The sequence below is a fragment of the Leptotrichia sp. OH3620_COT-345 genome (assembly GCF_003932895.1).
Lineage (GTDB): Bacteria > Fusobacteriota > Fusobacteriia > Fusobacteriales > Leptotrichiaceae > Pseudoleptotrichia.
Genome location: NZ_RQYW01000008.1, coordinates 107,322 through 114,303 on the forward strand (window position 1 = coordinate 107,322; position 6,982 = coordinate 114,303).

Annotated in this window: 6 protein-coding genes; 2 read left to right on the forward strand and 4 right to left on the reverse strand. The window is 30.5% G+C overall.

Annotated elements, in window-relative coordinates; all coding sequences use genetic code 11:
- Positions 1–102: 102 nt before the first annotated feature.
- The 3 genes from EII29_RS06425 to polA all read right to left on the reverse strand — a co-directional run bounded on the left by EII29_RS06425 (position 103) and on the right by polA (position 3,935).
- Positions 103–432 carry an AzlD domain-containing protein gene (locus EII29_RS06425; RefSeq protein WP_125236709.1) on the reverse strand — a complete coding sequence of 110 codons (330 nt, stop codon included), beginning with the start codon at positions 430–432 and terminating at the stop codon, positions 103–105.
- Positions 425–1,135, reverse strand: coding sequence for an AzlC family ABC transporter permease (locus EII29_RS06430; protein WP_233573272.1), 711 nt, complete (start codon positions 1,133–1,135; stop codon positions 425–427). The genes EII29_RS06425 and EII29_RS06430 overlap by 8 nt, the downstream gene beginning before the upstream one ends.
- An 85-nt stretch (positions 1,136–1,220) precedes the next feature.
- Positions 1,221–3,935 carry a DNA polymerase I gene (gene polA / locus EII29_RS06435; protein ID WP_125236710.1) on the reverse strand — a complete coding sequence of 905 codons (2,715 nt, stop codon included), beginning with the start codon at positions 3,933–3,935 and terminating at the stop codon, positions 1,221–1,223.
- A gap of 335 nt (positions 3,936–4,270) precedes the next feature.
- Here polA and EII29_RS06440 point away from each other — a divergent pair, with 335 nt between their 5' ends.
- Both EII29_RS06440 and EII29_RS06445 read left to right on the forward strand, forming a co-directional pair.
- Positions 4,271–5,362 (forward strand): PfkB family carbohydrate kinase, encoded by a 1,092-nt coding sequence (locus EII29_RS06440; RefSeq protein ID WP_125236711.1) that lies wholly within the window; start codon positions 4,271–4,273, stop codon positions 5,360–5,362.
- Positions 5,363–6,283, forward strand: coding sequence for a pseudouridine-5'-phosphate glycosidase (locus EII29_RS06445; RefSeq protein WP_125236712.1), 921 nt, complete (start codon positions 5,363–5,365; stop codon positions 6,281–6,283).
- A gap of 83 nt (positions 6,284–6,366) precedes the next feature.
- Here EII29_RS06445 and EII29_RS06450 read toward each other — a convergent pair.
- A partial coding sequence (locus EII29_RS06450; RefSeq protein ID WP_148096409.1) for an autotransporter outer membrane beta-barrel domain-containing protein occupies positions 6,367–6,982 on the reverse strand: 616 nt, incomplete at its 5' end.

Sequence of the window (6,982 nt, forward strand, 5' to 3'; positions counted from 1 at the left end):
AATATATAATTCACTTCAAAATATTAACTAATCAAGCTTCTATCATATGTTTATTCTAACTATCTGATAGATTTTACTGTCAGTTCGTCATTTTTCTGAATATTATCCGATCATAAATTTTATTATATCAAACAAAAATATTATTCCTATAGAAACGGGGACTACCACTCCCAGACTAAATTTTTTCAATGAAAGCCACACTATAATCCCTATCCCCGCCAATACTTTTATAATATTGAATGTATCCGTTCCTGTAGATGTAAATATCCCCGGAAAAATCAAAATAGTCAGAACTGTATAAGGCAATGCTTCAAAAAACTTATTTATAATCGGATTATTTTCAGGAATTTTTATAAATAAAGGGACTAATTTGATAAAAGCTGTTATTAATGCTGTTGCTAAAATCAAAATAACTATCATAAAATTACTCATTTTCTTTCACTCCCTCTTTATAAGTTATTAAAGCATAAGTCATACTTGCCAGAAACATAATTAAAATCATTGCCCAGCCTTTACTTACAGGTATATATTCAAATATTATCTTAAATACTGTTACTATTATTACAACTTTTATATATTTAAAATTTGCTTTTAAAGCACTTACAAGAAGACTTAAAAATGCTGCATAAAGTATAAAATTCATACTTTTCGTAAAAAACGGAGGAATTAAATTTCCGAATAAAGATCCTGCTAATGTTCCCAATCCGAACATAATATAAGGCAAAGTATTTACTCCCATCATATAATAAGGATTTTTATTTTTCCTTATCATAATGAAAGCAACCGTTTCATCTGTAAGTCCAAGCCCTACAATCATTTTTTCCAATAATGTTCCTCCCTTTTTAAGTTCCCTATAAATTATAAGATTTAGAAGAGAATATCTTAAATTAATCATAAATATTGAAATAAGAATTTCTGCCGGTCCTGATTTTAATTCATATACCGCTTTTAAAAAAAATGATTGTGCACTTCCGGCATATAAAGTTAATGACTTTAAAAATACAAGTAACGTATCCATTCCAAAATTTTTAGAAATAAGTCCTAATGTTATCCCGAAAGGAATATAGGCAATTCCTATACCTAATCCTTCATTTAATCCTTTTAAATAATTTTCCATTCTCGCATTTTGTAACATATTTCTGTTTTATAACTCCTTATTTTTAATTTTCATATTTCTTCAATATTCTAATTTCATAAAAACATTATAAAATTCAAAATTTTTATTTTAAAGCTCCCCAATTTTTTGCATAAGAACCGTTTGAATTTAACTTTACATCTTCAAATGTTATTGTATTTTCCATTATTTCCTTAATTTTTTCCATATATTTTTCTATAGTTTCATCTTTTATTTCAAAAATAAGTTCATCATGAACTTGTAACAGCATTCTTATATCATCTTTGTCTTTAAATTCATTATACAACTCTACCATGACTTTTTTTATAATATTTGCAGCAGTACCTTGAACAACTGTATTTACAGCCATTCTGTCAGCCTGTGATCGTATATTTTTATTGCTCGAATTTATTCCGTTTATATATCTCCTTGTTCCGTATAATGTTTCGACAAAACCGTTCAGTCTTGCATTTTCCAGAACATTTTCAAGAAATTTCTTTACTCTCGGATACTGTTCAAAATAAGTTTTTATATAAAGTGAAGCGTCACTTACAGGAATTTTTAACTCTTTGGATAGTCCGAAAGGAGTTTTACCATATAAAATACTGAAGTTTATAACTTTAGCTATACTTCTTTCCTCTCTGGAAATTACTTCTCCGTCCGCTTTAAAAAATATTTTCCTTGCAGTCAGGTCATGAAGGTCTCTGTCTTTTTTATACGCAAGTACAAGATTTTCATCTTTTGACAGTTCTGTGAGAACTCTCAGTTCAATTTGCGAATAGTCGAAAGACACAAGACTCCATCCCTCTTCTGAAATAAATCCTTTACGTATTTTTATTCCCTCATCAGTTCTCACAGGAATATTCTGTATATTGGGGTTTGTTGAAGAAAGCCTTCCCGTGGAAGTTCCATTCTGATTAAATGTAGTATGTATTCTGTCATTTTCATCTGCCAGTTTAGGTAAAGGTTCCACATAAGTCGAAAGTAGTTTAGTAAGTCCTCTGTAAACAAGAAGTTTTTCAGCAATTTCAATCCCTCTTAACGCCAGTTCCTCCAATACCTCTACATCTGTGGAATATCCTGTCTTTGTTTTTTTCACAGGATCTATTCCCATTTTTTCAAATAATATTTCGGAAAGCTGTTTTGGAGAGCCTATATTAAAAGCTTCTCCGGACAAAGAAAATATTTCTTTTTCCACTTTTTCTATATTTTCCTGCAGTTTTGACTTATAATCTTCAAAATATTTTTTATCAATTTTTATACCGTACATTTCCATACTCGCCAGAACAGGAACCAGTCTATTTTCAAGATTCTCAAAAACATCTATGAGATCTTCACTCTCCAATCTATTTTTTAATACCGTTTCAAGCTTTTTTACACAATATGCTCTTCTTCCAAGAAATTCTATCTTCTCTTCTTCACTTATTTCTTGAAATTTACGTTTTTTAAACTGCTCTTCAAATTTTTCAAGATTTTCTCCAAACTCGGAAAAAATTATATTTTCCAAATCCTGTGAACTTTCTGTTCCAAGTACATACCATGCCAGCATTACATCAAAATATTCCTTACAGTTTATCCCTTTCTTCATATATTCTTTTACATTATAACTGACTATTTTTTTATCTTTTAATATTTCATATACTTCTTTCACTGTTTCTTGATTTTCATTTAGTAATACTATATTCTTTTTACCGTCACATACTGCTATCCCAAATTCATTTCCGAATATTCCAACTTTTTCTTCCATTTTTTCCAGAACATCTGGCCCAACTGACCATAAAATTTTCTCCGTTTTTACTTTATTCTCTCTTGTATTATTTTCAGCATTTTCAATCAAAATCTCCTTTTTCCCGTCAGGATGATTTGTCACTCCTGCAAATAAGGAAATCTGACTACTGTCAGATTGACTGTTTTCATTTAAGGCGGTACTCTTTTTCTTTATTTCATTTTCGATTGTTGCCGAAAACTTTTTAAATTCCATTGTTTTGTATATTGAAAGGAGCTTTTCCAAGTCTTTACTTTCTATTTTCAGTTTATTTTTATCATATTCTACTTCAATATCTTTATGAACTGTTGCCAGTTTTCTGCTTAAAAAGGCTTTTTCCTTATCTTCTAAAAGCTTTTCCTTTCTTTTCCCTTTTATTTCTGCTATATTTTCATAAAGACCTTCAAGGCTTCCGTATTTATTTATGAGCTCCACTCCTGTTTTCGGGCCTATCCCTGAAACTCCGGGTATTCCGTCGGAACTATCCCCCATCAATCCAAAAAGATCCGGTATTTTATCAGAAGTAACTCCTAAGTATTCCACTACTTCATCATCATTTGTTATATATCTGAATAATGATTTCTTATCCCCTTTTCCTAATAATGCTATATTTATTTTCCCGTTTACAAGTTGTGCCAAATCTTTATCTCCCGTAACTATATACACTTCTATTTCTTCATTTTCGTCTTTGGAAAATTTTGTAGCAAGAGTTGCCATTACGTCATCAGCCTCATATCCGTCTATTTTATATTTAGGTATTCTGTATCCGTCAAGTACAGACATTATAAACTCCTGTTGGGCAACAAGATCATCAGGCATACTTTCCCTATGTGCCTTATATGTTTCCAGCTCCTCAGATCTTTTCAGATCGCTTCTTTTTATATCAAGACAAGCTACCAAATAATCAGGATTAAATTCTTTTATTACTCCCTCCAAAGTATTTACAAAACCATATGTCGCTCCGGTTGCCATTCCTCGAGAATTTCTCATTCCCATAAGTGCAAAGTGAGTTCTGTACATAATTGCACTCGTATCCAATATAACTGCTTTTTTCATATATTTCCTTTCATTTCTACCTAACTTTAGACCGGTTTTATTTTTTACATTATAACATATTCATAGACTGTCTGTCAGTTTTAATTTTAACCGATTTTCTTGAAGAAAATATAAAATATCAGCTTTTTAATCTTGACAAGTAGCATTATTAAGGTATAATTTATAGAAAATAAACTTAAACTTTGCATTCAAGTATATTGACTTTTAAAATATTATGTAGTATTATTTTATTGTATAAACATAATTAAATCTATTTTGTTTTTGTTTAAAAGTCTTTGAATTGTTTTTATTTCAGTAAGTAAAATTTTATCTTAAAATAGAAAGGAAATCAGGAAATGACTCAACGTGAAAAACAGATTATCAATTTAATTAAGGAAAATCCCCTTATTACTCAAGAAGAAATTGCGGAAACATTGAATTGTGCCAGAACTTCCATCGCGGTACATATAAGTAACCTTATGAAAAAGGGTGTTATCCTGGGGAAAAAATATATTATTAATGAAGATCCTTATATTTTAACTATTGGCGGAACAAATGTGGATATACAGGGAAAATCTTATAATAGTATTGTACGTTATGATTCGAATCCCGGCTCAGTGACTATTTCTTTCGGAGGGGTAGGAAAAAATATTGCTGAGAATATCGGAAAACTCGGTATTACTTCCAAACTTATAACTGCCTTGGGAGATGACATATACGGAAAAGATATTAAAGATTACCTTCAAAACCAGAATCTCGACATATCAGATTCACTTTTTCTGAAAAATCAACAGACATCAATGTATGTTTCAATTTTAAATGATGATAACGAAATGGAAATGGCAGTTTCATCCACAGACATATGTAAAAGTATTACTCCGGAATTTCTGGACACAATAAGAAAGAAAGTAACAAATGCAAAACTCATTGTTTTAGATACTAATCTGGAAGAAGAAACTTTAAGATACGTAGCTTTTTTAAGAAGAAAACCTAATCTCATACTTGACACTGTATCTACTAAAAAAGCTTTAAAAGTAAAAGACTTCATAGGAAGATTCCATATTATAAAACCTAACAGACTTGAAGCGGAAGTTCTGTCTGATATCACAATATACGGTAACGATGACTTAATAAGAGTAGGAGAACATTTTCTTAACAAAGGTGTTAAAAAAATATTCATTTCATTAGGACCTAAAGGTATATTCTATATGACTGAAGAAAAAAATGGAATTATAAAAATTCCAAGAATAAATACTGTAAGTACAACAGGAGCCGGAGATGCTTTTGTAGCGGGAATTTCTTACGGAGAATATCATGATTATGATGTAGAAAGAGCATCAAAATTCGGTCTGGGTGCCGCTCTTCTTACTTCATTGAATGAAAAAACAGTAAGTGAGCATATAAATGTCAAAAATGTTGAAAATATTATAGAGGAGATGGAATTATAAATGTTTAAAAAATATCTTGAAATCAGCGAAGAAGTAAAAAATGCACTGGAAAACAATAAACCTGTAATAGCACTTGAATCTACAATCATATCCCACGGTATGCCTTATCCTCAAAATGCTGAAACTGCATTGAAAGTTGAAAACATTGTAAGAGAAAACGGTGGAATTCCTGCAACTATAGCTATTATAAACGGAAAATTGAAAGTAGGATTATCTGCTGAAGAAATTGAACTTCTCGGAAAAGAAGGAGAAAAAGTTATAAAAGTAAGTAGAAGAGACATCCCTTATATTGTTGCAAACAAACTGAACGGTGCTACAACAGTAGCATCAACTATGATCATTGCCAATATGGCGGGGATTAAGATTTTTGCCACGGGAGGTATCGGAGGAGTTCATAGAGGTGCAGAAAATACCATGGATATTTCTGCAGATTTACAAGAACTTGCAAATACAGATGTTGCTGTTATATGTGCAGGAGCAAAATCAATTCTGGACTTAGGATTAACTCTTGAATACTTGGAAACTAACGGAGTTCCGGTTTTAGGTTATAAGACAAAAGAACTTCCGGCATTTTATACAAGAAACAGTGGATTTAACCTTGATTATGCCATTGACAGTCCTCAGGAATTTGCAAACCTTCTTCATGCAAAATGGGAATTAGGTTTAAAAGGCGGTGTTGTCATAGCAAATCCTATTCCTGAAAAATATTCTATGGATAATAATATTATTTCAAAAGTAATTGAAAATGCCATAGAAGAAGCTGAAAAATTAGGTATAAAAGGAAAAGAGTCTACACCGTTTCTATTGGATAAAATACAGAAATTAACAGAAGGTTCAAGTTTAAAAGCAAACATCGAACTTGTATTCAATAATACAAAACTGGCTACTGAAATTGCAAAGGAACTATGCAATTTAAAATAATAAATCCAATTAAAAAACTGATTCTCAAATAAAATTGAAAATCAGTTTTTTTAATTTCAGACTATTCTAAAATATATCAAATGTTAGTAGATAGCTCTAAATCCTATTCCCCCTCTTATATTTTTTCCGTTCGTATCATATCCTACATTTAATGTTACTCCAAATCTTGTATTTTCCATTCCGATATTCAAATCAGTTTTAAAATTTCCTTTTTTGTTTTCTTTTTCATCTTTTAAATTATACCAATCTGATGTTGTATGTTTTACTTTTGCTTTATTTTTTTGACTTAAAGATTTTCCTAGTTCAGTATCATATTTTAATCCTAATATTGCAGTGAATGATGCTTTTCTTGCTATAGGCTGTTTATATTTAAGTTCTACTCCTAATTCAGGTTTTATCGAATAATAATCATTCCCTTTTACTTCTATTCTCATTTCTCCTGATTTTTCTTTTATTGTATTAAATCTTCCATATTCAAGTTTTAAATTTCCATATGGTCTTATACTGAATTTTTCTCCTGTCCTGAACTCTTTTCCCATTTCATTTTTTACAGCAAAACCGTATGAATTATATGTCGATTCAGCTTCAAATATTTCATCCGCTACAAGGAACTTTCTATGCATATCGCTTCTCGATACATAACCTTCTCCCGATATCGTCCAGTTTAAACTGTTGTTATGGTCAAATGCTTTTGATTTA

Coding starts and splice junctions, on each gene's coding strand:
- EII29_RS06425 (WP_125236709.1), bottom strand. CDS start 432: ATGAGTAATTTTATGATAGTTATTTTGATTTTAGCAACAGCATTAATA.
- EII29_RS06430 (WP_233573272.1), bottom strand. CDS start 1,135: ATGTTACAAAATGCGAGAATGGAAAATTATTTAAAAGGATTAAATGAA.
- polA (WP_125236710.1), bottom strand. CDS start 3,935: ATGAAAAAAGCAGTTATATTGGATACGAGTGCAATTATGTACAGAACT.
- EII29_RS06440 (WP_125236711.1), top strand. CDS start 4,271: ATGACTCAACGTGAAAAACAGATTATCAATTTAATTAAGGAAAATCCC.
- EII29_RS06445 (WP_125236712.1), top strand. CDS start 5,363: ATGTTTAAAAAATATCTTGAAATCAGCGAAGAAGTAAAAAATGCACTG.